Annotated in this window: 31 protein-coding genes; 1 reads left to right on the top strand and 30 read right to left on the bottom strand. The window is 43.0% G+C overall.

What is annotated here, in order from left to right:
- Positions 1 to 11 precede the first annotated feature (11 nt).
- The 30 genes from NHH16_RS02645 to NHH16_RS02500 all read right to left on the bottom strand — a co-directional run bounded on the left by NHH16_RS02645 (position 12) and on the right by NHH16_RS02500 (position 23630).
- Entirely contained in the window at positions 12 to 494 is a 483-nt protein-coding gene (locus tag NHH16_RS02645; RefSeq protein WP_262068047.1) for a chemotaxis protein CheD, read from the bottom strand.
- On the bottom strand, positions 487 to 1095 hold the full coding sequence (locus NHH16_RS02640) for a chemotaxis protein CheC (protein WP_262068046.1): 609 nt from the start codon (positions 1093 to 1095) through the stop codon (positions 487 to 489). The genes NHH16_RS02645 and NHH16_RS02640 overlap by 8 nt, the downstream gene beginning before the upstream one ends.
- Before the next feature lie 4 nt (positions 1096 to 1099).
- Entirely contained in the window at positions 1100 to 1810 is a 711-nt protein-coding gene (locus NHH16_RS02635; protein ID WP_262068045.1) for a flagellar hook-basal body protein, read from the bottom strand.
- A gap of 16 nt (positions 1811 to 1826) precedes the next feature.
- The gene (locus tag NHH16_RS02630; RefSeq protein ID WP_262068044.1) at positions 1827 to 2576 is read right to left on the bottom strand and encodes a flagellar hook-basal body protein; all 750 of its coding nucleotides are present in this window, start codon (positions 2574 to 2576) and stop codon (positions 1827 to 1829) included.
- Positions 2557 to 3345: a sigma-70 family RNA polymerase sigma factor gene (locus NHH16_RS02625; RefSeq protein WP_262068043.1), complete on the bottom strand. Its 789-nt coding sequence runs from the start codon at positions 3343 to 3345 to the stop codon at positions 2557 to 2559. Before NHH16_RS02625 ends, NHH16_RS02630 begins: the two co-directional genes overlap by 20 nt.
- 11 nt (positions 3346 to 3356) lie before the next feature.
- Positions 3357 to 5414: a flagellar biosynthesis protein FlhA gene (gene flhA / locus NHH16_RS02620; RefSeq protein WP_262068042.1), complete on the bottom strand. Its 2058-nt coding sequence runs from the start codon at positions 5412 to 5414 to the stop codon at positions 3357 to 3359.
- Between the two features lie 3 nt (positions 5415 to 5417).
- Positions 5418 to 6479: a flagellar biosynthesis protein FlhB gene (gene flhB, locus NHH16_RS02615; RefSeq protein ID WP_262068041.1), complete on the bottom strand. Its 1062-nt coding sequence runs from the start codon at positions 6477 to 6479 to the stop codon at positions 5418 to 5420.
- Between the two features lie 15 nt (positions 6480 to 6494).
- On the bottom strand, positions 6495 to 7268 hold the full coding sequence (fliR, locus tag NHH16_RS02610; protein ID WP_262068040.1) for a flagellar biosynthetic protein FliR: 774 nt from the start codon (positions 7266 to 7268) through the stop codon (positions 6495 to 6497).
- Positions 7269 to 7279: 11 nt separating this feature from the next.
- On the bottom strand, positions 7280 to 7543 hold the full coding sequence (locus NHH16_RS02605; protein ID WP_262068039.1) for a flagellar biosynthetic protein FliQ: 264 nt from the start codon (positions 7541 to 7543) through the stop codon (positions 7280 to 7282).
- An 18-nt stretch (positions 7544 to 7561) separates the two neighbouring features.
- Positions 7562 to 8227, bottom strand: coding sequence for a flagellar type III secretion system pore protein FliP (gene fliP, locus NHH16_RS02600; protein ID WP_262068038.1), 666 nt, complete (start codon positions 8225 to 8227; stop codon positions 7562 to 7564).
- A gap of 4 nt (positions 8228 to 8231) precedes the next feature.
- Positions 8232 to 8567 carry a FliO/MopB family protein gene (locus tag NHH16_RS02595; protein ID WP_262068037.1) on the bottom strand — a complete coding sequence of 112 codons (336 nt, stop codon included), beginning with the start codon at positions 8565 to 8567 and terminating at the stop codon, positions 8232 to 8234.
- Between the two features lie 12 nt (positions 8568 to 8579).
- Positions 8580 to 9710 carry a flagellar motor switch phosphatase FliY gene (gene fliY / locus NHH16_RS02590; RefSeq protein ID WP_262068036.1) on the bottom strand — a complete coding sequence of 377 codons (1131 nt, stop codon included), beginning with the start codon at positions 9708 to 9710 and terminating at the stop codon, positions 8580 to 8582.
- Between the two features lie 16 nt (positions 9711 to 9726).
- The gene (flgC, locus tag NHH16_RS02585) at positions 9727 to 10158 is read right to left on the bottom strand and encodes a flagellar basal body rod protein FlgC (RefSeq protein WP_262068035.1); all 432 of its coding nucleotides are present in this window, start codon (positions 10156 to 10158) and stop codon (positions 9727 to 9729) included.
- Positions 10159 to 10169: 11 nt separating this feature from the next.
- Entirely contained in the window at positions 10170 to 10532 is a 363-nt protein-coding gene (locus NHH16_RS02580; RefSeq protein ID WP_262068034.1) for a response regulator, read from the bottom strand.
- Positions 10525 to 11535 carry a flagellar motor switch protein FliM gene (locus tag NHH16_RS02575; RefSeq protein WP_262068033.1) on the bottom strand — a complete coding sequence of 337 codons (1011 nt, stop codon included), beginning with the start codon at positions 11533 to 11535 and terminating at the stop codon, positions 10525 to 10527. Before NHH16_RS02575 ends, NHH16_RS02580 begins: the two co-directional genes overlap by 8 nt.
- 12 nt (positions 11536 to 11547) lie before the next feature.
- Positions 11548 to 12303, bottom strand: coding sequence for an OmpA/MotB family protein (locus NHH16_RS02570; protein WP_262068032.1), 756 nt, complete (start codon positions 12301 to 12303; stop codon positions 11548 to 11550).
- 11 nt (positions 12304 to 12314) lie between these two features.
- A complete protein-coding gene (locus tag NHH16_RS02565; protein WP_262068031.1) occupies positions 12315 to 13151 on the bottom strand; it encodes a motility protein A in 837 nt (278 codons plus the stop codon).
- Between the two features lie 3 nt (positions 13152 to 13154).
- On the bottom strand, positions 13155 to 13361 hold the full coding sequence (locus NHH16_RS02560) for a flagellar FlbD family protein (protein ID WP_262068030.1): 207 nt from the start codon (positions 13359 to 13361) through the stop codon (positions 13155 to 13157).
- A gap of 14 nt (positions 13362 to 13375) precedes the next feature.
- A complete protein-coding gene (locus tag NHH16_RS02555; protein WP_262068029.1) occupies positions 13376 to 14275 on the bottom strand; it encodes a flagellar hook-basal body protein in 900 nt (299 codons plus the stop codon).
- 89 nt (positions 14276 to 14364) lie between these two features.
- Positions 14365 to 14757, bottom strand: coding sequence for a TIGR02530 family flagellar biosynthesis protein (locus NHH16_RS02550; protein ID WP_262068028.1), 393 nt, complete (start codon positions 14755 to 14757; stop codon positions 14365 to 14367).
- Between the two features lie 18 nt (positions 14758 to 14775).
- The gene (locus NHH16_RS02545; protein WP_262068027.1) at positions 14776 to 15291 is read right to left on the bottom strand and encodes a flagellar hook capping FlgD N-terminal domain-containing protein; all 516 of its coding nucleotides are present in this window, start codon (positions 15289 to 15291) and stop codon (positions 14776 to 14778) included.
- A gap of 18 nt (positions 15292 to 15309) precedes the next feature.
- The gene (locus NHH16_RS02540) at positions 15310 to 16236 is read right to left on the bottom strand and encodes a flagellar hook-length control protein FliK (protein ID WP_262068026.1); all 927 of its coding nucleotides are present in this window, start codon (positions 16234 to 16236) and stop codon (positions 15310 to 15312) included.
- 68 nt (positions 16237 to 16304) lie between these two features.
- Entirely contained in the window at positions 16305 to 16754 is a 450-nt protein-coding gene (gene fliJ / locus NHH16_RS02535) for a flagellar export protein FliJ (RefSeq protein WP_262068025.1), read from the bottom strand.
- A gap of 9 nt (positions 16755 to 16763) precedes the next feature.
- Complete coding sequence (fliI, locus tag NHH16_RS02530) at positions 16764 to 18065, bottom strand: flagellar protein export ATPase FliI (RefSeq protein ID WP_262068024.1); 1302 nt, start codon at positions 18063 to 18065, stop codon at positions 16764 to 16766.
- Between the two features lie 11 nt (positions 18066 to 18076).
- On the bottom strand, positions 18077 to 18793 hold the full coding sequence (locus tag NHH16_RS02525) for a FliH/SctL family protein (RefSeq protein ID WP_262068023.1): 717 nt from the start codon (positions 18791 to 18793) through the stop codon (positions 18077 to 18079).
- Positions 18777 to 19802 (bottom strand): flagellar motor switch protein FliG, encoded by a 1026-nt coding sequence (fliG, locus tag NHH16_RS02520; RefSeq protein ID WP_262068022.1) that lies wholly within the window; start codon positions 19800 to 19802, stop codon positions 18777 to 18779. Before fliG ends, NHH16_RS02525 begins: the two co-directional genes overlap by 17 nt.
- Positions 19780 to 21378 carry a flagellar basal-body MS-ring/collar protein FliF gene (fliF, locus tag NHH16_RS02515; protein ID WP_262068021.1) on the bottom strand — a complete coding sequence of 533 codons (1599 nt, stop codon included), beginning with the start codon at positions 21376 to 21378 and terminating at the stop codon, positions 19780 to 19782. The genes fliG and fliF overlap by 23 nt, the downstream gene beginning before the upstream one ends.
- Complete coding sequence (locus NHH16_RS02510; protein WP_262068020.1) at positions 21378 to 21683, bottom strand: flagellar hook-basal body complex protein FliE; 306 nt, start codon at positions 21681 to 21683, stop codon at positions 21378 to 21380. The genes fliF and NHH16_RS02510 overlap by 1 nt, the downstream gene beginning before the upstream one ends.
- A gap of 11 nt (positions 21684 to 21694) precedes the next feature.
- Positions 21695 to 22087, bottom strand: a complete 393-nt coding sequence (gene flgB / locus NHH16_RS02505) for a flagellar basal body rod protein FlgB (RefSeq protein WP_262068019.1) — start codon at positions 22085 to 22087, stop codon at positions 21695 to 21697.
- Positions 22071 to 23630 (bottom strand): bifunctional diguanylate cyclase/phosphodiesterase, encoded by a 1560-nt coding sequence (locus tag NHH16_RS02500; RefSeq protein ID WP_262068221.1) that lies wholly within the window; start codon positions 23628 to 23630, stop codon positions 22071 to 22073. The genes flgB and NHH16_RS02500 overlap by 17 nt, the downstream gene beginning before the upstream one ends.
- A 294-nt stretch (positions 23631 to 23924) precedes the next feature.
- Between NHH16_RS02500 and NHH16_RS02495 the strand changes: the two genes are divergently transcribed.
- On the top strand, positions 23925 to 25739 hold the full coding sequence (locus tag NHH16_RS02495; protein ID WP_262068018.1) for a methyl-accepting chemotaxis protein: 1815 nt from the start codon (positions 23925 to 23927) through the stop codon (positions 25737 to 25739).
- Positions 25740 to 25745 lie beyond the last annotated feature (6 nt).

The following is a 25745-nucleotide window of genomic DNA, read 5'->3' as shown; positions in this document are numbered from 1 at the left end:
CCTATACTCTCCTACATAATTATTTCTGCTAATCCATGGGTTCTGATCTGTACCACTCCCGTCGCCGCCTCTACTCTCATTGTTCTAGCAATGGTGCCACCTACTTGTGCATTAGAAATTCGCAACCCTTCACTTTGCAAAATTTTTTGTACACATTCAAAGTTGCGTTTCCCAATATTAGCCACCGGACTATTTCCTGGCAACTGAAACATCTGCGCTCCCCCTGCCACTTTACAAACGTAACGACTTTTCGCTCCCCCTTGAAGGCTAAGAATTCGCAGCGTCTCTCTAATCCCCGAGTCCGCAAATTTGTATACGTGTTCGTTACTAACTTGATTGCTTTCAGGTAGTAAAATATGCAAAAGAGCCGTCAACTTTATAAGCGGATCGTGGAAGCTGACACCAATACAAGAACCCAAAGCATAGGTGATTAAACTTCCCGTCTCTTTCACAAATTTCATATCGGCAATACCAACACACAAATCCCTATTCATAGCGACCCACCAATTTCTCTGTCAATGTTTGTAAAGAGGCAATGTCAGGGACCATCATAAAACTGCTATCAAATTTCTTTTCCTCAATGATAAAATTACCCGTAACCATCATGATTTTATCCGTTTCATACCCCAGCATGGTCATCGGAACGCTGAGGATGGCTCCTAGCATATCTCTTGAGATAGCTGGAGGCGTGACTTGAATATCCATTTGCGCTAACCCTGCCAGCGCATTGATATATGCAGAAATCACAATATTGCCAACTTCCGCTAAGGCCGATAAAGCGATGTCTTGTAGGTCTTCATACTCTTCAACTTCCACCCCTAACATAGGACCAATAATTTGATTAATTAAATCTTTGCGCATTAAGAAGAGCATCATCCCCTTCATCTCTCCTGACAATGTGGATAGAACACAGAGAATTTCTTCTTCAAGATTACCCGCTTCCTCTAAGGCTTCATTAAAATCTAAAAACCGCACATCAGGTAAACTAATTTTAACCTTCCTATCTAGTAAGGCCGATACCGCCGTCGCCCCATGAGCCGTCCCGATACTGCCAACCTCTCTTACCACGTCTAATGTCTGCTCATTCATATCCATCCCGTTATCCCCTTAATTCATTAATTGTCTGTTCCACCTCATCTGCTGTCTGTACCATCTTAAGCACGTAGGAATACGCTCTTGAAGCCTCGATAGTATCTGCCATCTCTTTAGCCAAATCTACATTAGACATCTCCAAATACCCATTTACCAGCTGGGCATCCACTACTAAAGTCGCATTCCCGTTTTTTTCCACCGGTGCAAACTCATTATTACCAATACTTAACATCCCATCGGTATTAGCAAAATCATAAACGGCTGGCTGGCGAGAAAGCTCTCCTTGATTGACACGAATGGGCTGCCCCTGACTATCTACTACAAATTTGCCTGAGTCGGTGACCAAATAAAACCCATCACTTCGTCTTGACTGTCCAAAATGACCATTACGTGTGTAGGTCACTTCCCCCGTCTGAGGATCTTGGAGCTTAAAAAAGCCCTCCCCATTAATAGCAAAATCCAATGCTCCGCCACTAACATGAAAGCCAGACCCACTAAAATCCGTGGTAATATGGCTATGCAGCGCTCCCGTACCTGCGGTTAAATTCGTCACCTCGCCCGCTCTATCTCGTTGATTGTAATAGAGCATGTCCTGAAAAGAAGAATTCTTCGTCTTATAGCCGTAGGTATTTACATTGGCTATATTGTTAGAAATCACATTCATCCGCTCTTGCTGTGTCTTTACCCCTCTTATACCTGTATAAAATGATGTATCCATCTTTCGCTCTCCCCTTCTAATTCACCCCTAGATTATTTACTATCTTCCCAATCAGTTGATCGTACATCCGCATCACTTGGGCATTACTTTGTAGCGAGCGCTGAGCACTCATCATCTCCGACATTTCCACAACAGCTTCTACATTGGAATACTCCAACGCATTTTGAACTACTGTCGCCGTCGCCACGGTCCCCTCGCCACTCGCTGTAAAGACACCATTGCCTGATTTCGTTAGCATTTCGTCTTCATTTTCAAAAGCAACCACTTTAAGCGTTCCCATATTCGCGCCGCTTTCATTGTATATATTCCCCTTTTGATCAACTTGTATTTTATCGGTCCCAAGATAGATCGGTCCGTTACTCCCTTGGACTCTCCCCACTCCTTGCAAGCAAAGATAACCGGCGCCATCGAGAGAAAAAGATCCATTCCGTGTATACACCATCCCCTGAGCTGTATTTACTTGAAAAAACCCTTTCCCACTAAGGGCAAAGTCAAGCGGGCTCGTACTTTGGCGAAACCCTGCCTCCGTGTAATCCACATAGTTGCGATCAGCTGTGACAATGCGATTCATCTGTCCGAGAGGCGTTCTTATATTTTTCACATTGTTACCACTACGATAAATCAATTCTTCCTGAAACGTTTTTGCTACAAACTGATCTCGTTTATAACCAGGCGTAGAAACATTTGCCATATTATTGCTAATCACATTTAAATTTCTCGTTTGGGTCAGCATCCCTGAAGTCAAATTATAAAATCCCTGAAACATATTCCCTCCTCATCTGCTTCCTATTAACCATATACTCTTTCAATTTATTAATAGCTTTTGCGTGAATTTGTGATACCCGCGGCTCACTCACTCCAATCACCTCCGCTATCTGCTTCATGTTTAGTTCCTCTTCATAATAGAGAGAAACAACTAGCTGTTCCGCCTCCTTTAAAGACGTAATTCCTTGTTTGAGCATCTCTTTTAATTCATTATCAAGAAGACTTGCCTCTGGTTGCTCAAAACGATTTGTTGAAGCAACTTGAGTTCGGGAAAAATTATCCGCGGTTTCCTCAAGCACCATATCTAAGGATAGTATTGCTGAAAGATTTTCTTTTCCCATTACGCTGATTAACTTATCCTCCGGCATCTCGAGAATATCCGCCAGCTCTGTTATCGTCGGTTCCCTACCGTAATCCGCAAAAAACGTATTTCTCTCTCTTTCAAGATCACGCAAACTTTTTCTCAGTCCCCGCGGAACCCAGTCTTGCTTTCTTGCTAGGTCAATCACCATGCCCCGGATTCGTTTTGAAACATACGTTTCAAATTTCGCATTCTTAGACTCATCGAATTTATCGATAGCTCCCATCAGAACAATGACTCCTTCGTTAATAATGTCATCTAATTGAGCAAACCCGGCAAAGACATCTCGCATTTGAATGGCAATACTTCGTACAATATAGAGATAACGCATGGTTAACTCTTTTTTGATCTTGATATCGCCTGTAAGTCGATACCTGACTAATAATTCTTCATTTGTATAATCCAACATCTGCTCCCCCCTTACATCGTGATATTGTCAATTGCTTGTATCTGTACGTTGCCGGCTATTTCATTAAAAGCAAGTACATGTACACTCGGATAAAACTGTTCTAACAACTGATACAAATGTGCGCGAATCACCTGACTAGTCAGGACGACCGCCTCTTGAGATAGCTCTTGAAACTTCTTAACCTCTTCTCCTAGTTGAGCTAACAAACTCTGCATCACTTCCGGTCTAACCGCCAAGTATGCTCCCCCCTCACTCTTTGCCAGACTTGCGACTAGCTCCTTCTCAAGCTCCGAATCAAGAGTCACCACTCTAAGTTGACCCCCTTCGCAGAACTTTCGTGTGATGGTACGCTTTAGCGCGCCTCTAATTTTCTCGGTCACGCTATAAATATCTTCCCCAGGAACCGTACTATCAGCAATTGTTTCTAGGATCGTTTCCATATCTTTAATAGGGATTCCCTCTTTGAGAAGTCTCACTAAAATCTTTTGGAAGTTTCCATATGAAATAATTCCCGGCACCACTTCTTCAACAAGCTCTGGCGCTTGTTGTTTGATATTTTCCAATAATTGCATCGTTTCTTTACGATTCAGCAGTTCGTAGGCGTGTTGTCGAATCGTTTCCGATAGATGAGTAATCATTACCGATAAAGGATCTATAACGGTATAACCAAATACCTCGGCCATCTCACGATTTTCTGGCAATATCCACTTGCTAGGAATACCATAGGCGGGCTCCAGCGTTTCAATCCCATCAATAGATCCGCCTGGTTCACTAGGTTCTAGCGCCAGGTAGTGATCTACCAAGATTTCTCCTTTGGCCACCTCTTCTCCGCGTACCTTGACGACGTATTGATTCGTATTTAAATTGGCACTGTCTCTCAGTCTAACAGAGGGAACTACAAACCCCATTTCCTGAGCAAACTGACGACGGAAAATAACGATTCGATCGATCATTTTCCCACCGGTGGTTTCATCAATGAGAGGAATTAAGCTATAGCCAAACTCCATCTCGATTGGCTCCACTTCAATAAGAGAATAAATATTGTTAATATCCCGAAAGTACTCCTCCTCTGGTAAATCTGGCATAGCCTCGGGGATACTCTCTGGCGCGTCGATAAACTCACTGCCTTCTTCCATGCGTTTGTGCAAGCGGTACCCCAGCATAATCAAAGATAGGGCTCCTAATGCTAGAGGAATCTTTGGCATACCTGGCACTAATAGTAAAACCATCAGTACTGCCCCTGTCATAATAATCGCTCGCGGCTGCGCCAAAAACTGTTTGGTTACATCCGTATTTAGACTTCCCTCTGACACGGCTCTTGTTACAATCATGCCCGTGGCTGTAGATATTAGAAGTGCAGGGATCTGAGAGACCAAGCCATCACCTACCGTAGCAATTGAGTACACTTGTAACACTTGTGTTAACTCCATTTGGGATTGCACTAGACCGATGACAGAACCGCCAATTAGATTGACCGCAGTAATGATGATCGACATTACCGCATCCCCTTTTACAATCTTTGTGGCACCATCCATTGCTCCATAAAAGTCTGCTTCACGTTGGATCTTTCCGCGTCGCTCTTTGGCTTCTTGTTCATTTATTAGACCGGCACTTAAATCTGCATCGATCGCCATTTGCTTTCCTGGCATCGCATCAAGGTTAAAGCGAGCGGCCACCTCGGCGACGCGTTCGGCTCCTTTTGTAATAACTATAAACTGAACTAACACAATGATAATAAAGACAACGAATCCCACAATTACATTCCCTTGAAGAACAAAGTCTCCCATGGATTTAATCACGGCCCCTGCTTGTCCTTGATTCTGGAGAATATTCTTCGTCGAAGACACGTTAATGCCGATACGAAAAAGCGTAGTAACAAGGAGTAAAGACGGAAAAATAGAAAACTCCAAGGGCTCTTTGATGTTCATACTAATCAGTAAAATCATCATCGAAACAGCAATATTTATAATAATCATGACGTCTAGCATAAACGGCGATAACGGGATGATTAAAAGTAGAACGATCACCACCACAAATACCGCTACTGCATTGTTGGCTAACCTTTTCATGTGTTACCTCAATTCCTTATTAATCTTTAATACCTGCACGAGTATTTCCGCTACGGCCGCATAATAGTTAAGCGGAATCTCTCTATCAATTTCCGCCTCTGCGTATAGCCCTCTGGCTAATGGCTTATCTTCTATACAGACGACGCCGTGCTTTTCTCCCATTTCCACAATCCGCAAGGCTAATTCCGATTGCCCCTTTGCTACCACAATAGGCGCATTATGAAGGTCTTTATCATATTTAAGGGCAACTGCATAATGAGTTGGGTTTCTAATAATAACATCTGCCTCTGGTACAGCCTGCATCATCCGCATCCGCGCTCTTGCTCTTTGGGTTTCCTTAATTTTGCCTTTGATTTCCGGATTCCCCTCCGTCTGTTTGAACTCTTCTTTTAGCTCTTGCTTACTCATCATAATCTTTCGCTCATAATCCCAGCGCTGAAACAGATAATCGAGAAAGGCCACTACTGCAAAAAAGAGACAGACACGCGTTATCATACCCATCATCATCTCGAACATAAGCTCCCCTGCGGCGACAATTGACATATCCATCGTCCGCATGACCGAGACGCTGTTGTCTTTTAAAATAGAAACTAAGATAAAGGCAAGGATAACTAGTTTCAATAAGCTCTTTACCAGTTCTACAGCATTTTTCATCGAAAAGAGTCTTTTGATCCCCTCTAAAGGATTAATCTTTGAAAACTTAGGACGAAGACTTTTGGTAGCAAAAAGAAAACGCGTCTGCACCCCGTATGCAAGAATACCTGCTACCATACAGATAATTCCCAGCGGTAAAACCCCTATCGCCGTCGCCTTAAGCAATTCATTGCTGAGGATGGCTAAACTATCCTGATTTAAATCCGTCATTTCCCCTGACAAGACGATAAAGCGTTTCATAAAGGCGTTTACACTGTTATACATATAAGGAAAGAGACTTTTCAAAGCGTAGAAAGAACAAAAGATTAAGACCACGCTAACAACGTCTTTACTAAGGACGACGTTTCCTTCTTTTCGTTCATCTTTGCGCTTCTTCGAAGTGGCTTTTTCGGTTTTATTATCTGCCGCCATTTTCCCTCTCCTTTGCTAGGCCCTTAAAGTCGTTAGAACCTCTTTCAGCGCCAATAGCAGTTCGTCTATCACGCCGTTTAAATAATTCCCTATCGGCGAGACCATCGTAATTAAGATGACAACTCCGATAATCACTCGTAACTGTATACTAATGACAAAAACGTTAACCTGGGGAACGATCCGCATGAGCATCCCCACTGCTACCTCTGCCAAAAATTCAAAGACGATAACGGGCAAGGCTAATTTCACCGCTAGCACTACACATTGTACGAAAATCATCACGATTGCTTCCGCCGTCTCTTTCCCGATGGTAATCCCGCCATAAGGAACGATTCTTGACGATTCTCCGATAATTCTTATCAGTATCAGATGACCGTCAATGGCAAAAAATAAGAGGTAGTAATATATTTGCAGAATATTCCCCGTTAAGGCCACTTGCGTTCCATTCTGAGCGTCATAGACTGTCGCCATGGAAAGTCCCATTTGAAAATCGATTACCGCGCCACTATAGGTAAGTACCATTTCAAACACTTGCATCACAAAGCCAAGCGCAAAGCCAACGGCAAATTCTTTAAGCAGTAAGATTCCGTATACGAGAGCACCGTTCACTTCTAGCTGCGAACTTACCGCACTCGGATATAAGCAGTAACCTAGCATAAAAGCAAAGGCAGCTTTAAACGGGGCGGGAATATCTTTTCTTCCCAACACCGGATTTAAAAAAACAAAACCGAAAACCCTCATTAGTACTAAGGTAAAAAACATAAACTCTGGGGTGTTGCTAATGAGCATCCTACACCTACCTAACTAGCGATCATGCTAAATATATAGAGGGTGAATTCCTGTAAGCTTTTTAACATGCTGCTTCCTGTCACTACCAAAAGTATGCCGATAACAATCAACTTCGGAACGAATGTCATCGTTTGTTCGTTAATCTGAGTGGCCGCTTGAATAATCGAAATAGCAATTCCCACCACCATACTAATTAGCAAAATTGGCCCTCCCAGTTTTGCTGCCATAATAAACAGACGATACAAGACATCCGTAATCTCTCCTGTCGTTAACATTTCCTAAGTCCTCCTTCGTCAGTAGTTAAAGCTTTTTACGATGGTTGAAAATAAGAGTTCCCAACCATTTAAAGTGACAAATAGTAACAATTTAAAAGGCAAAGCAATGGTTGCCGGGGGCAACATAATCATCCCCATGGACATTAAGGTACTTGAAACGATAATATCTATTAGCAAAAACGGTATAAACAGCAGCAAACCTGCCATAAATCCTCGCTTAAGCTCACTCGTCATAAAAGAAGGTATCACTACTGTCAAGGGGATTTCGTCCGTTTTTTTCTCTTCGTATTTCTCTCCTGCCATCTCGGCAAACATCTTTAGACTGCTTTTTTCCGTTTGCTTTAGCATGAATTCCTTTAAAGGTGCCTCTGCTAACACAAGAGCCTCTTCTTGAGTGATGCTACCTGCTTGGTAGGGCTTATACGCCTGAGTTTCAATCTCCTTTATTACCGGATTCATAATAAACAGCGTCAAAAACAAGGCGATTCCCACTAAAACCATATTGGGTGGCGCCTGTTGCACGCCTAAGGCATTCCTAGTAAAAGAAAGAATAATAATTATCCTTACGAAAGAAGTCATCATTATAACGATCGAGGGCAAGAGCATGATAACGGTTAAAGTTACCAGAATCTCTAACGAAGGTGTTTGTTCACCATTGATATTTACAAATGCATTGCTGTCCATATAATTACTTCTTTCTCATCACTATCTTATCCATAAGTTTCTTAAAATCTGGAGTTTCCATCTCTTTAGCAGAAAAGGGGAGTTCCTCTATCGTATCCATTTTCTCTAAGACGGTAATGCCGCTAGCACTAACTCCTAACAGTAAATACCCCGCTTTCACCTGAACAATAATTAATGATCGGTCCTGGCCTATAGGAAGCTGTTCTATCTGCTTCATATATTTACCACCGCCTCGTACGTTGCCGATCTTGGTCAAACTACGAGTACAAAACCAAACGAAATATAAAAAAGCACAGACTAACAGTAGCGTTCCTACCGCGGTGATTATTTCCTTAAACATACCTTGCTCCCTCTACTCGACGGCCATAAATTCTTTCGCCAGAATTTCCGTAATTCGCACCCCAAAGTTATCTTCCACCACGACAACATCGCCTTTCGCAATACATTGACCGTTTACGTATAGGTCAACAGGCTCTCCTGTTAGCTTATCCAGCACAACTAAAGAGCCTTTATTCAACTCTAAGATGTCTTTAACTAACTTCTTTGTTCGCCCTATCTCTACCGATATTTCCATCGGTACCCCCATAATCAATTCCATGTTTTCCCCTTGCTGAGCTGGTGTTATCATTCCGTTGCCAATATTTAGATTGGGTAGCGGTGCGGTTTCAGCATTTATTTTCCTCGGTTCGTGGGCATTCATTTGGGCTTGCATCAGTTGAATCATATCTTTAATCGCTGACAATACTTCGCTATCATTATTCCCACGGGGCGCTTCGACTGGAACACGCGGCGGCTCAACTTCTGCCTCTTTTACCACTTCTACTCCTTCTTCTTTCGCCTCTTTGATAACCGGTGGCTCAGTCCCTTCCTCATTTGGCATCTCCAAATTCATATCCTGAAAGAAGCCGGCAACTAATTCTTTGGCCATCTCTAAGGGCATGATATTGATGAACTCGCTGTTTAACTCATCGCCTACTTGCAAATTAAAATTAATAACCGCTAACTGTTCGTGACCTTTTAAATACCGTTCCTTATATTCATCCACCTCATCAACGGCAAAAGGTTGAGGTGTGGAAATATTTACCTGGTGAGTCAATAACTCGGATAAGGCCGTGGCAGAGGCTCCCATCATTTGATTCATCACTTCGCAAATGGCACTGACTGTCATCTCATCTAGCACAAAGTCCGCTGCTGGTATATCGGACCCCATGAGAATTGACACAATGACGCGAACATCTTCTTGCCTTAGCAACATGACATTGCTGCCAGTTAACCCTTCGACGTATTCGATGCCGACCCCGACCGCCGGGTCCATATGATCAAAAACCAATTCTTCTTTGTCCATAATCGTTACAACCGGAGTCGTAATTACCGCACGTCGATTTAGCATATTGGAAAGCGCCGTAGCCGAAGCCCCTAAACTTATATTTAGAATTTCACCTATGGCATCCATTTCCATGGTGTTTAGCTTGTTGTTTTCCATGTCTATAACCTACTTTCTACTTGCCGATTTCCAAGGCTTTTTGCGCCATTGTTCGGACGGTGTTAAAGGCCGTGATATTGGCCTCATACGCTCTTGTTGCCGCCATTGCATCTGCCGTTTCTTGCACTAAGTCGACATTGGGCATCATCAAATACCCTTCTTCATTCGCATCTGGGTGGGACGGATCATACACCGCTTTTAAAGCACTCTCATCTTCTATAATTCCCGTTACTTGAACCCCACCCGTTTGCTTCGCTGTCGCGGCTCTTTGAAGCGCACTGCGAAAATCACTTTTTGCTTCTAATTGCACCAATTTCCGCCGATACGCAGTTCCTGCTTCCGTTCTTGTTGTTTCTATATTTGCGATATTTTCTGCTACTACATCTAAACGCAAACGCTGAGCCGTCATTCCCGAAGCGCTTATATTAAGTGAACTTAAAAACGACATCTCTTTTCCCCCTACTTACCAACGATTTTTTCAACTGTATCGATGATTCTCTCTGGTTTGAATGGTTTGACGATAAAATCTTTTGCTCCTGATTTGATTGCATCAATAACCATCGACTCCTGTCCCATTGCTGAACACATCACCACGTTGGCGTTGCTATCAATGCCCCTAATTGCTTTTAAAGCCTCCAGACCGTCCATGTTTGGCATGGTAATATCCATTAGTACTAGGGCGGGCTTTTCTGCTTGATACATCTCTAGTGCTTCCGCTCCATCACCGGCCTCGCACACATCTGTGTACCCACCTTTTGCCAAGGTGTCTTTCACCATCATTCTCATAAACGCGGCATCATCAACTACCATAATTTTACTCATTTCCCTCTACCTCTTTCTTTATATTCTTATCAATCTTAACGGCGGCATGCTTTTTATACGCCCCCAAGTCACATTCAAACCAAGGTTGCTCTTCCACATACAAGGTAAGCGTGGCATCTTTGCTTTTCTTCAAATCAATCACATCTCCTGGACGCATACTACAGATATCGCTTAGAGATAACATAGCCTTTCCAAGCTCTGCCTTTACAGTTAATTCGGTATCTCTAATTTTCTCAAGAATTAACTTGCGTCCATCTGGAAGACCTTCTTCATAACTACCGGATTCCCTTCGCTTATCGATAACGGCAAAAACATTTGCTAACAGATTCCCCGGAATACAAATCGTCAGCCGCCCCATCACCTCATTCATCTTTACATTGATTAAAACAATGACAACTGGCGATTCCCCTGTCACCTCTTGAAACATTCCCATATTTGCGTCAAATTCTAGGTTGCCAGTACTAATTTCAAGATATTGGCTCCAAGCTTCTCCCGTAATATCTAGAAGATACTGCATCATTTTCTCATAAAGACGCTTCTCGATTTCCGTATACGTATAGCCCACTACTGGACTTTCGTCACATTCACTTCCGCCAAGAAGACGGTCGATCATTCCTAGCATCAGTCCGGAACTCATATGACTCACAATCGGCGGCGCCTTTGACTTATCTGGTAGATAAAGTGGCTGAAGAACGATGATATCGTTATCACTAAGAGCATTGCTAAATTCGAAATAGCGCTGTTCCTCCACCGAGACCACTTCCATTTCACAATTTGCTCGTAGAACCGAGTTGACTCGTGAGGCAGCCATCCGTGTATAATTGTCATAAATTCCGTTGATAACTTTAAGACGATCCTTCGTGAATTTCTTCGGACTGTAAAAATCATATTTTTTGTATTCTGGTTTTGCTATCTTCTCATCCGTATCCTCTGACTTTGTGGACGGACTGTCCATTTCACTTAGCAATGCGTCAATTTGACTCTGCGTTAACACTTCAGCCATGCTTATCTACTCCTAATATACTTGTTCGTAGTATTCTTCCAAACTCTTCTCTACAGATCCTGTCTTCGTAATTAAAATCTCTACTCGGCGATTCAAAATTCGCTCCTCCTCAGTGCCAAATCCGGCAATTGGGCGATGCTGACCATAACCGATACTAACTAGTTTGTCCGCACCAATAATCCCTTTTTGTTGTACGTATGCTACTACCACTGCCGAACGATTTGCTGAAAGCACTCTATCGTTCATAACCTCATTTGGAATCTGGGGATCAGCCTGGGTCGTATGCCCTAGTACTTGTATCTCTTTAATTGCCTCTGCCGCTGGATGAATGGCGGAAGAAAAGGCATCTAATACGTGACGTCCCTCTTCCCTTAAAACGTAACTATCACCGTCGAAAAACACGCTGTCACGAAAAGAAATAAATTGCCATCCATCTCCCATCGACACTTGAATCGCCGAAGAATCCCCTATGTTTTCCTTGATATCGAGAAGGTTGTCATATAATTCCTCGAACTGAGTGTCCACTTCCGTTGTGTTCACTCCTGGGACATTTTCCGTCCCTTCCTCTTCGGTACCTTCTTCTGTGACGATTTGCGAGGCTTTTGCTGCTTCTGGATTCATACTCTTTACTAGGTTCTCCCACTTTACTTGATCCACACTAGAAATCGAATAGAGTAGTACAAAGAAACACAGAAGAAGCGTAACCATATCGCCATAAGTATCCATCCAACTGCCGCCTTCTTCAGGTTTTTTATCTCGCTTCTTCATCTGCTTCCTTTCTATGCTTCCGCACTCTTTTGTTTGCCACCGGCTTTCGCCTTGCCTTTGTTTGCCCCTTTGCCTTCAAGCAGTAACCGTTGTCTTTTTTGTGGCAGTAAAGAGACCAGTTTTTCTTTCACATTTTTCGGATTCACACCTGCTTGAATATCCATAACGCCTTCAATAATGATTTGCTTATACAAAACCTCTTCTTCATTACGAATTCGCAATTTTTTAGCAATCGGCGCAAAGATAAGATTCGCTAACATACATCCGTAAAACGTAGTTACCATTGCCACCGCCATGTTTTCTCCTAATGAGGAGGAGGAACCTTCCGACAAATCCATACTTTTTAACATATTGATAAGACCAATCAGCGTTCCTATCATACCGAAGGCAGGAGCATAGGCGGCCGCCTTATCATAAATAGCCGCCTCTTCCTCGTGTCTGCCAATCATCGAATCCAGCTCCATCTCTAGCATTTCCCTCGCCTTGTCTGGCTCCGTAGCATCCACAACTAACATAATTCCTTGTTTGAAGAAAGGATCCTTTAGTTTGTTCGCCTTTTCCTCTAGGGCTAGCAGACCATTCTTTCTAGCTATCTGAGCAAACTCCACTAAATCATTGATAACCGGCTCCACTTTATACGCCTTCCCACTAATTAATTTTTTCATGTGGGCCCCTACATTTTTCAACTTACTGAGAGGAAAACTAGCGATAACAGCACATATTGTGCCACCCACAACAATGACTACACTCGGTGGGTCAATAAAGTTATCTAACTTCCCACTACCCATAATGCCGTTCACGATAAAGGCAATCCCACCTATAATGCCGATAATTGTTGTAATATCCATAAACTAAGCCTCCCTCCTCTCTTTAATCTCCGCGTAAGACTGTTGGTGAAACCGGATCGTCCGAGCCATGATTTCGTCCTTATCTTCTACGACAATGTGATACTTCCCATTCATCATGATGATTTTTGATTCTGGTATCAACTCGATGTACTCGATTTGCAAGGAATTAATCAAGATAACTTCACCATTGATTTTTGTTAGCTCAATCACAATCTCTCTCCTACTTATCTTTTCATGTTTACGAGCTGCTCCAGCATTTCATCAGTTACCGTAATTATCTTCGTATTTGCTTGATACCCTCTTTGCGTGGTAATCATATTGGCCATATCCGTTGACAAGTCGACATTAGACATTTCCAAATAGTTACTGAGGATTTCGCCGGTCGCTCCGGTAGTAGCAATGCCCGATACCGCACCTGCATTCTCACCGATATCGTATAAGTAACCGCTACTTTGACTCAAGCCGTTAGGGTTTGTAACCGAGGCGACTGCTAGTTGACCGATGGTAATCGTCTCAGAGTCTTCCGTCACACAGGTGATGGAACCATCCGCCTTAATCGTATACGAAGCGATTACGCTCCCGCCTTCTTCCCCATCAGGTACAGGTGCCTTAATCGGGACTAGCTTCGAGGTGTCAAAGCCTTCCGCATCCTCGCCGGCATTAGGTGCAAAGCCGTACACGTAATTCCCTGAGGCATCGACCAAATACCCATTATTATCCACCGAAAAAATTCCAACTTTTGATAAAGACAAACCGCTTTTACTGATATCATCTGCCGAAATTTCCCCTTCTTTCATAGGACCTACGATAAAGAACCCGGTACCATTAATCATGCAATCTAAACTTCTACCCGTATAACCCCAGCTACCCGTCGCAAAATTGGTAGTAATCGATCCCATATTTACACCGTAACCGATTTGCGAAGCATTGACACCACCGCTACCACCATTTGCAACATTTCCTCCCGTTGAGTTCACCATATTTTGATACATGGCATCTTGGAAATTTGCCGATCTTGTTTTATACCCCCACGTATTAACGTTCGCGATATTATTACTAATTACATCCATTTTTGATTGATGTGTCCTAAGTCCTGCAATTGCAGCATACATTGATTTAACCATGTTATTAACTCCCCTTTTTTATTTGATTGTTTTGCCATACTGTAGTGACCATAAGGGTCCTAACAATCTATCTCCTTATCAAGGACCGATTAGATTAATACGGCACTGTCTATATTCGTAAAAATACTTTCTCGCATCTCGGCAGCGTTCATAGCTGTTACCACTCGATTATGAGCTACATCGACGATAAACGCCTTGTCCGTTCCGATAATCGCCACTTCTTTAGCTCCTTTTTCTTTCGCCTTTGTTACGGCTTCGTTAAGCTCTTTCATCAGGTTTTGGTTTAGAATTAAGCCGCGTTCCTTTATCCGTCCCAGCGCATGTTTAGAAAACTCAACACCTGCGGATAGTTGTTTCTCTTGGAGCAAATCCGAAAAATTTGTAGCTTGTAATCTCGCCGCCACTTGCATTCCCGATTTCGCTGTCGTTAGATACCGAAGCTGTAAATCCTTCGCACTGGTTAAGCCATCTAAGCTTCCCATTCCATCATCTCCTAACGCTTATTCTGTTTCTGGTATTTCTTCCGGTTTTTCCTCTGGATCTTTATCTGGATCTAAGAAGTCCTCTGGTACCTCGCCGATAGTCATAATCTGCGACAGCGAATACGCTTTTCCATTTACAAAAATAATTGGATTATCGCCCATAATAAGGCCTTCTATTTTCCCTTTTGTATGTTCTCCAGTAAATTGACCTGTCAATTCATCCACTTCCGCCATAACCACCTCCTTACCTACTAATGAATTTGCATAGGTAATGGTATTGACTTGTGACATTTGGGTGATAGCCGAAATCATTTGCGTTTGTACCATTTGTGCCATCATTTGGCTAGTATCCATAGGATTATCGGCATCTTGATACTGTATTTGCGCGGCTAATAATTTATAAAAATCATTAATACTAAGTCCTCCACCGGAGCCTGTCCCGGCAATTGACATCGCCCCGCCGCCACCAACTGTTCTTGTGGATACTTGATTCGCATAATTCGTAAATCCCGTCACCCCTGAAATATCTGGCATTTCCTTTTCCCCCTTTACTCAAAGTAACCCTAAGCGCAACTGCTGTAAAAAATCATCTTCCCGGGTTTCTTGTTGCTTCTCGTTCTTATTTTTTTCCTGTTGCCCTTTTTGGTTTTGCTGTTGTTCTTGCTCCAGATAATCCGGCGCTTGTGACTCTGTCACCACTTGGCACGGTGTGCCTAAGCGCTCTTGAATTAGTCCTGCTAAGTTAGGCGCTTCCTGAGTCAAGACTTTAAGAGTCGACGCCTCTTCGCAGAAAACCGAGACAATCGTGCGTCCCTGCTCATCATACGTAGCTTTTATGGTAACTTCCCCAAGATGAGCTGGCTTTAGCTTAATTTCAAAATCTCTAATCTCTTGTTTAAGCTTTTGCGCGGTCACCTCTGGCAGCTCCTGCAAGGTCACGACAGGCTTGCTCTTCGTGTAGGAACTTTCTTGCAAAACTGGTTGTTCGCCTGTCTTTACGGTAAACATCTCTTGATGAGCACCTAATTCCACCCCGTCTACTAACCTCTCTTTCGGCTCGTCCTGATTAGCGAAAACCTCTGGTCTAGACACTTGTCTTGCCTCCGGCCTTTCCTCCGGCCTTGCCTCCGGCTTTTCAACTGAAAGAATTGACTCTTGTTCTGAAGCAATGGTTGTTTTCGGATTCTGTTCCACAGCCTTTCCGGATAACTCGGCAACCTGTTCTGGTACAACCTGGTTCGCAAATACTCGTTCGCCTGCAAACGTCTTCATTTCTGGCTGTTTAAGCTGCGGAATGGGAATGCCTATACAGCCGGCTATATCCGGCACTACGACTTCTTCGCTCTCTACTTCCGCCTCGGACTGGAGATTTAAAAGTTCTCCGAATTCAACTACTGGATTAGTTGCTATCGTTTTTTTGGTAATGCTCCCCTTTTGAAATAGCAATCCATCCGCTAGACCTGGAATAACCTGATTCATACTCCTTCCTCCTTCCCCTCGTATTTTTATAGTTAAACAATTGCTCAAGCAATCACTTACTACCCCTCTTAGGCACCCTTCTTTTGGTGCATGATGCTAGCGATGAACTCTTCTAATTCCCGTTCCTCATTTTTTTTCAAAGTTTCTGTATATTCGGTTAATCGCTTTCCTTTAAGTAAATCAAAGGAAGCTGTTTCTTGTTTTGCCACTACCACTTCTTCCCGCTTTTTTTCTTCCTTTTGTCGAAGCAAAGTGAGTAGGTATTCTTCAAGAGCAATGCTTTGACGCAAAGTTTTGCAATAGTCTTCATAGGCTCTTAAATTATTAATCGTCGTACCTGAGCGTTTGACCTCTTCAAATTCCTTAGACGTTTCTTGATACTTTTCCTCTAGCCGCTTGATACTCTCCTCTTGGCGTATAATCTCATGAAGAATATTTGCGTGTTCATTACGTAGATTTCGTTCGATTTGCGACTTGAATCGCAATACCTTTTCTAATGAGAATGAAAATTTTTTCATTTGTCCCCCTTATGTAAGAATTTTCTTCATTATGCTTACAGTCTCACTCCGTGTAAACGTATCTTCAATTTGCTGCCTACATAGATTATTAATGGCTTCTATCTTGTTAATCGCCTCATCGAGCTTGGGATTTGTCCCTGCTTTATAGGCGCCAATCGCAATCAAATCTTCGTTCTGCTCATAAAGACTGATAATATCTCGAATTTTAGCGGCTAATTCTCGATGCTCCGCTTCCGTAATTTGGGTCATTAATCGCGAGATACTAGCACTAATATCAATTGCCGGAAAATGACCACGGTTAGCTAATTTTCTCGTTAAGACAATATGGCCATCCAGAATTCCTCTAACGGTATCCGCTACCGGTTCATTGGTATCGTCGCCCTCTACTAAGACCGTGTAAACTCCGGTAATTGAGCCCTTTTCAAACATCCCACTTCGCTCTAAAAGCTTCGGAAACTCAGCGTAAATCGACGGCGTATACCCCCGCGCGATGGGAGGTTCTCCCGTTGCCAGGCCGATTTCCCGATGCGCCATTGCAAACCTAGTCAAAGAATCCATCATCAGTAACACATTTTTGCCTTGATCCCTAAAGAATTCCGCGATTGTGGTTGCCACTAGCGGACATTTCATTCGCATCATTGCCGGTTGATCTGACGTAGCTACCACCAAAATGGAACGCTTCATCCCCTCTGGACCTAGGTCCTTTTCAATAAACTCACGTACTTCCCGGCCTCGCTCACCTACTAAGGCAATGACGTTTATATCCGCTTCCACGTTTCTAGCAATCATCCCTAAAAGTGTACTTTTACCCACGCCACTTCCTGCAAAAATACCAATTCTTTGTCCTTTACCTACGGTGTTCAAGCCGTCAATAGCCTTTACGCCAAACCCTAGCTCTTCGCGAATGGGTGGTCTACTTAGAGGATTAATCATGGTATTTTCCACATAGTAATACTGTTCCGATTCAAAGGGTCCTTTATCATCCAAAGGATTCCCTAGGGCGTCGATTATGCGGCCTCTAAGAAAATTGCCAACTGGTATTTTTAAGCGTTTCTTCGTATTGGTAACGTAGCAGCCAGAGCCTACTCCTTGCATGCTTTCATATGCCATTAGCTGTAGTTTATCGTTGCGGACACCGACTACCTCGGCTGGTATTTCTTTTTTTAGATCACCGTTTTGTACCATAACAATATCGCCGATATTCGCACTGCCGCCACTTGCTTCTATCGTCATTCCGGTAATATTTTCTATCCGCCCAATATGGTTCATGGTTTTTCCGTTTTTAATAATCTCCGGAATTTGTTGTAACATATACGCTCCCCTTATATCCGTGCATTCTCCACAAGATCCTTTATATTCTCTAGCTGGGTCTTTACACTAGCATCCACAATTTCTTCTGGGGTTTCGATATAACAACTTCCCAGTTCGTCTTCCTCAGAAAGAATTACTTTAACATTGTCGGAAAGGGTTCCCAGTTCGTTTAGAAATTTTCGGTCCCCAGTTACCGCAAGTGGTTTTCCGCCACTGCCAATATGGATTTTGGCCCAGGCGGTCTTCTTCATTCGCGAGATCGCCGATAGTACCATCCGTCTAACCACATCTTCACTCGCCCTTAAGCTTGTTTGGAGAATTTTCTCACCAATTGCTAACGCGATATTCTTAAGGTCTTCGACGTGTTGCTCGACGTACTTTTCTTTAATGTTTTCCAGATCCTTGATACAATCGCGAACACTCTTTTCAAGCTCTCCATTCATTGCTCTTATTTGTTCAATGCCTTCTTGCTCTGCCCTCGCTTTCCCCTCTTCATACCCTTTTGCTAACCCTTCCTCGTATCCTGCGCGACGGGCCTCATCAAGGATAGCGGCAGCTTCGGCCTTGGCCTTTTCCATAACTTCCTCTGCTGTTTGATTTAAAACGGAAGCTTCTTCTGGGACCAACTCTATTCTATTTTCGTCACCTGAGTTATCCGCGCCGCTATAGAAATCCGGGTAGAGGATATGAGGTGCAATCTCTTTAAAATTTTTATGCAATGATATCATCTTTACCACCCTTGCCTAATACCAATTCCCCTTCTTCATCTAATTTTCGAATAATCGCCACAATTCGTTGCTGCGCTTCCTCAACATCCCGAAGCTTCACGTTAACTGTTACCTCTAAGTCAGACTGTATCGTCTCGGACATTCGTGAAGACATGTTAGCAAAAAATATACCCAGCATTTCCTGGCTGGCATTTTTAAGAGCGTAGACAACATCCTTCATATCGCACTCTCTGATAAAACGCTGAATCGAACGATTATCCATCCCAAGAATATCTTCAAAGACAAACATTTTCTTGCGAATGGTTTCCGCTAAGTCTGGATCTTCTTGCGACATGGCATCAAAGATTGCCTTTTCACTGCTGCGATCCATATGGTTCATTACCCCGGCGATATAATCGATACCACCAATCGTCATAAAGTCGGTGGTCAAGATACTGTCAAATTTCTTCGCCAATTCCTTCTCAACTAGCTTTATCACTTCTGGAGAGGCGCTTTCCATGCGCGCAATGCTCTCTACAACCTTTAAGCGCTTTTCATCGGACAAGTTACTAATAAGCTCCGCTGCCTGGTTCGGATCCACATAGGAAAGAACTAAGGCTATCGTCTGTGGACGTTCGTGCTGTAAAAAGCTAATTAGATTTTTCGTATCCCCGCGTTTGATAAAATCAAAGGAACGCCCCTTCATGTGTTTGCCAACTTTTTTTAGAAGCTCTTGAGCCACCGATTCGCCATAGGCCTTTTCTAATACCGCCCTTGCATACTCCATTCCGCCATCGGTAACCACTTTTTGCGTTAGACATGTTTTGTAAAAGTCATCCAGTACTTTTTCTGTTTGCTCTGCTTCCACATGACCTAATCTAGCCACCTCTAAGGTTAGTTTTTCGACTTCGTCTTCGTTTAAATACTTGTAGACTTTTGACGCTTTTTCTGCCCCCAGCGCAGCAATCACTGCCGCTGCCTTCTGGCCAATATTCAACTTATCTTGTCTACTCTGGCGAGTCGCCTCCATCTTGTGTTCCTCCGTTTAACCAATTCCTAATCATCTGGGCTGATAATTCTGGATTATCATCCACAAATCCCCTTACATTTTCTCTTAATTCTCGGCTTTTCTCATTTTTCATATTTAGAATTTCCGGGTTTAAAGTGTTGTCAGGAATAATAAATTTTTCAAACTCCTCATCCTCTGGATGTCTTTTTTTTCGTCGTTTCGAAATAATGATAATAATAGCGATTAGAAGTAAAAGTACACCGCCGGCAATGGCTATAAGCGGCCATTTATTCTTTATTTTCTCAATGAAAGCATCTGCCACTACACTTTTCTCCTCTACCTCTTCCTTTTGATGAAAAGGAGCGTTTACAATCGTGATTTTGTTTTGCCTGTCGGTAGCGGCAATTCCCGTAGCATTCCCTACGAGATCTCGCAGTTGATTCATATTAAGCTCCAGCAACGTGTCGCTATTGATAGCAATTGCAATGGTCATATCCTTAAGAACACCTGGATCAATCTCGCCTAGCTCTTTAATCTGGTTAACGAGAAAATCTCGGGTTGCACTTTCGCTTAGCGCTCCGCCATTTTCATCGGTAGTGCCGGCGTTATATTCACTTTGATCGGCATTGGCCTCTGTCCCGGTTACACCACCTGCAGAAGCCCCGCCACCACTCACATCTCGCGTGGTACTTTCACTAGCGATAATCCCTTCTTTATCTTCCTCACTGATTTTTTCCGGTGTTTCGTAAGTAGTTGTCTCTCGAACCACTTTTTGCATATCTACGGTTCCTCTAGCAGATACGCGAATATTCTCGCTACCGTAAAAAGGACCAAGTACGTTTAATACCTTCTGGGTTAACTGCGCTTCGATTAGCCGCGCAATTTCTTCAGCAACATTTCCCGAGGTGGTACTACTGCTAGCCCCCCCAACAGAAACCTCAATTCCGTTTCCGTCAAAGACCGCCACATTCTCCATTTCCATACCGGGAACACTTTTAGCCACTAAGCGCTGAACTGCAGAGGCTTGCTTTTCCGAAGGCGAACCACCATCATTCATCATTACAACCACCGAAGCGGTGCCACTTGGTTCGTCACTGCTATCACTAAGTACGTACTTATCCTCTTCATTTAACGCGATCGTCACTTTCGCATCCTTTACGTCATCAAACAAACGAATGGTTGCTCCTATGCGGTTTTGCAATTCATAAAGCTTATACGTTTGCTTTTCGGAATCCGTAGTCATCCCGCCTGCGTTTGCAGTAAAAACATCGTAGGCAAATCCATTTTTTGGATAACCCTCTGCCGCTAAATCCGCCCTTGCTTGATCGGCATCTTCTTCAGGAACTTTAATCGTACCGCTTTCGTCGTACTGATAATCTACTCCGGCCTCTCCAAGCTTAGCAATAATCTGATTCGCTTCATCTTGGGTGATATTAGAATATAAAACCGTAAATCTTTGTTGATTTAAAATCGCTGCAACAACAATTGCTAGCACTAAGATCCCAAAGAAGGTCGCAACAAAAGTGATTTTGGTTTTTCGATTGTATTTTTTTAAAAATGCCGTTGCTTTATCTTTGTATTCCTTAAACTTATCCATTATATTCCCATTCGCATCAATTCGTTATACGCTTCTAAAGCTTTGTTTCGCAACTGAACCAGCATATCCACCGCCAATTGGGCTTCCGAGGCTGCCACCTGCACCGTATGAGCATCGTCAATTTGTCCCGTCGCCAGTAAATATTGTTGATTTGCCAAGTTGTTTTCCGCCTCTTTAACCGTCCCAATCGCTTCCTCAAAGACACTTTTAAATAATCCTTTTTCACCTTGTGAATTCTCCTGTAAACGGTACAATTCACTAATGCTAGATGTCGGTGTGGTTGATCTAATAAACTGTGCTTCCATCTTCTCGCCCCCTATTGTCCCTTAATTACGGTACTTAATCTTGCAATATCTTTGTTTACGCTTTCGATCCCGTACTGGTACTGTAACGCTGTCCGCGTTAGTTCAATCATTTGTACTTCTGTGTTCACGTTATTGCCATCTAGCTTAGCTGATTCCCCGTTGTTTTCTTTTACCTGATATCTGGCGCTGCCAATCGCTAAGCTTGCCTCCCGGCCACTTTTCTTTGCTGTCGCCTTCAATTTGTTTTGATAGCTCTCTTCAAATGTAATATACTTTGATTTGTATCCCGGGGTTTCTGCATTCGCAATATTATCACTCGTCACTTTCTGCTTTGCCCACAGATAATCCAACGACTTGCTCATCATATTGATAGAATTTCCCCAAAGATTATTCCCTACACTCATGCGTTTCCTCCTTCGCGCTTAACAAATACTTTTGTTCAAATTCAGCAACCGGTAACGGTCTATCAAAGAGATATCCTTGACCTAATTTGCAACCAAAGCGTTTCAAAATTGCCTTTTGCGAGATATTCTCAATCCCTTCAGCCACGGTATGAGACGTTTCTAAGCCCATGCACATTTGGAGAACGTATGCCGCAATTGTTCGGGCCTTTGATTTACTTTCAATCTGATCCACTAGGCTTTTATCTAATTTAATTTCATTAAAATTACCGATCGAAAGAATCGCTAGGTCGGAATAGCGGGACCCAAAATCATCTAAAGATATCCGAAAGCCTTCTCGTTGTAGATTTTCTAAAAGCGCTCTTAACTCTTGGCGTTCTAAAAGACCAATGCTCTCCGTCACTTCAATGGTGATTAATGACGGATCAATGCGATACTTATTGCAAATTTCACACACCTGCTTCACAATCCCTGAGACCATCATGGTTACTCGCGAGAAATTCACGGACACATTTCCTGGATTTAGCCCTTGACTCTGCCACTTATGCAAAAGTTTACAAACCTTTTCCAGCATATGGAGATCCATATAGTTGATAATCCCTTCGCTTTCATACTTTCCCACAAAATCAATGGGCGGAACGATTTTCCCCTCTTTCGTACGATACCGTACCAGTGCTTCCGCACCGCCAATTTTCTCCGTTTGCAAATCAATTTGCGGTTGTAGATAAACCAAAAAGCGGTCATCGGCTATATCCTTCAAAAGCTTTTCCGTAAGCTTTCCTCTAAATTTATTTCCCGAACCCGGATTCTTCTTATGAGCATTCAATTTGTTAACCCGCAGGCGGTCACCGGTATTGAGAATTTGCTCTTCAATATCGACTTGACCGCTGTGCCAAGTAGCACCTATCGATACTTGGAACTGCTCATCTTCTACGGTTTGCTCAAGCAACCGCTGCTCCTGCTCTCGAAATTCTTCTTTCGTAATGCTTTGAGCAAATACTAAGAACTCATCTTCACCTGTACGGTACACCGGATCAGAGAAGGCATTTTGCAAAACATTGGCCGTGTACTTTAGCATAGAATCGCCCCATAGGCGACCAAAGTCCCGATTAATCCTTCTTAAATTGTCAATATCCACAATCAAAATCCCAAAGTTTTTTTCATTTGACACCTTAATCTCGGCTATTTTTTGCACATATTTTTTTCGATTAAACGTTCCCGTTAAATCATCGTGTTGCTGAAACGATATATCACGAGCAATGGTTAATCGATATTTTTTTCCATCCAAAGTAATTGCCATCTCTTGTACGGCAATCGGTATCCCCAGACTTTCACTATATATCTCAAATTCATAGTGCTCTGAGGCAGATGTAGTTTCGTTTTTGGTGTTTTTTTGATATGGTGCTGACACCATTTCAGTAAGACGGAAACGTTCCTCAATCTTCTCACCTTCTTGATTTAGGTAATAGATCTCCGAACCATCCCATTCAGAAATGCAGACAACGTCCCCCGACGTCATCTTACTAGATGCTTTCCCCTCTGGCATACTCACAATTACACACTCCCCCATTTTTTGTGTTTGCAAATTCCTTGCTAGATCATATATTAAATTTGTCACTCCCCAAAGATATCTATAGTATATATCTTTAAATCAGACTACATTTTTTTCTTTTTAAAGTCAATAAATCAAATATTTTTCTCTGTTTTGCAGGAAAATTTTTGAATTATTTTTTTTCGTTTCTTATTTTTTGTGCAATTTCACATACTAAAATCACTTATAAATTTGCGGACGTTGACGATATTCATGTTGTGAGTATATTTTTTAGAAAAGAGGGGAATTATGTTAAAACTATTAAAACGTAACCAACAAACCGTTAAAGCTCGCCTGATTAGTGCCTTTATCTTAATCGCTATCCTCGCTAACCTTTCTGGCGCTCTAGGCTTTTGTCTCAACATCTGGATGAACGACACCTACAATGAAGCCCTTAAGAACTACGGCTTTGCTTTAGCTGATATTGGAGAAAGTCGTACTGCCATTGCCGATGCTAAGGCTGATTTATATGCCGCTATAGCTTCTACAAAAGCTACCGACAGAGAAAAGGCACAAGAACTAACCAAGAATAATTTAGATCATTTAGATGCTCTTAATGAAACCATCAAAAACGGCATTGTTAGTGCGAAAGTAGAGGAACAATACCTTGCGTACACTCAGGTCTATGAGAGCTACCGGGACACTCTAAGTGCCCTTGCAGGCAAGGTTGGCGCGACAACTTCTCAAGCAGAGCTAGAACTTTTAGAAGCACAGGCTCATGAAACCATCGAGCCCCTTTACCAAGACGCCATGACCACTCTTGGAGCGATGACTGAGGATAAGAAAAGTTCCGGAAATGAAGCCGTTGGCGAATTAGACGCTACTTCAAATACTATCTCCTATATTGCTATCCTCCTATTTGTAATCTCCATTGTGGCCATTGTCGTTATTACTATCCGCCTAAACAAAGGCATTGCCGCACCTGTAAGGGCGTGTGCAAAGCGTTTAGATGCTTTGGCCAAAGGGGACCTTTCCTCGCCTGTGCCAAAAATGAAAGGCTGCACGGAAATCATCGATATGCAAGAAGCCTCTATAACAATTGTTACTACCTTAAAAGGTATCATCGGCGATGAGCAGAAACTTTTAGGGGGAATGAGCGAGGGTGACTTTACGGTTAATTCCGAATGTGAAAATCTATATGTGGGTGATTTCGCCCCCCTATTAGACTCGATCAAGGGCATTTGCACCCGCTTAAACGGTACCTTGGCGCAAATTGCTGAAGCCGCTATTCAGGTGGATTTAGGCGCTGATCAAGTGGCAAGTGGCACCCAAGCTCTCTCCCAAGGCGCTACCGAGCAAGCCAGCTCGGTGGAAGAACTGGCGGCCACAATAAACGAAATTTCTACAGCCGTTGTCGCCAATGCCAAACACGCGACTAAGGCCAATGACCTTGCCACAAAAGCCGGCGAGTCGATTCTTGAAGGCAATCGACAAATGAACGATATGACCGCTGCTATGGCCGCCATCGGTGAAGCTTCCGGTGAAATCGGCAAGATTATTAAGACGATTGAGGACATTGCTTTCCAAACGAATATTCTCGCTCTTAATGCAGCCGTTGAAGCGGCGCGCGCTGGTTCTGCAGGTAAAGGTTTTGCCGTCGTTGCTGATGAGGTTCGCAATCTGGCCGGGAAAAGCCAAGACGCTGCCCAAAATACCACTGCTCTTATTAAAAATGCCATCGCCGCTGTAGAAAATGGTACCCAAATTGCCGGGGCAACGGCAAAGGCCATTGATCAAGTCTCTTCTCATACTAGCGGCGTTGTCGATTTAATTAACGACATTTCCACATCTTCTAAAGAGCAAGCCGATGCCATTGCCCAAATCACCCAAGGTGTGGATCAAATCTCTAGTGTCGTCCAAACAAACTCGGCAACCGCCGAAGAGGGTGCCGCCTCTAGTGAAGAATTGTCCGGACAGGCTCGACTTCTTAGCGAATTGATTGGCAATTTTAAAATCAATGACAAACGCAGCCAAGACAAAAAACGCTTTAAGGCGCTAACAACACCGGAAACAACGGAATACGTCTATGAAGAACGCTTCACTGGAAGCGATGATAAGTATTAAAAAAAG

The sequence above is a fragment of the Ohessyouella blattaphilus genome (assembly GCF_024721265.1).
Taxonomy (GTDB): domain Bacteria; phylum Bacillota; class Clostridia; order Lachnospirales; family Lachnospiraceae; genus Aequitasia; species Aequitasia blattaphilus_A.
The sequence above is the reverse complement of the archived record's forward strand: the minus strand, read 5'-3'. Positions and strand labels throughout refer to the sequence as shown.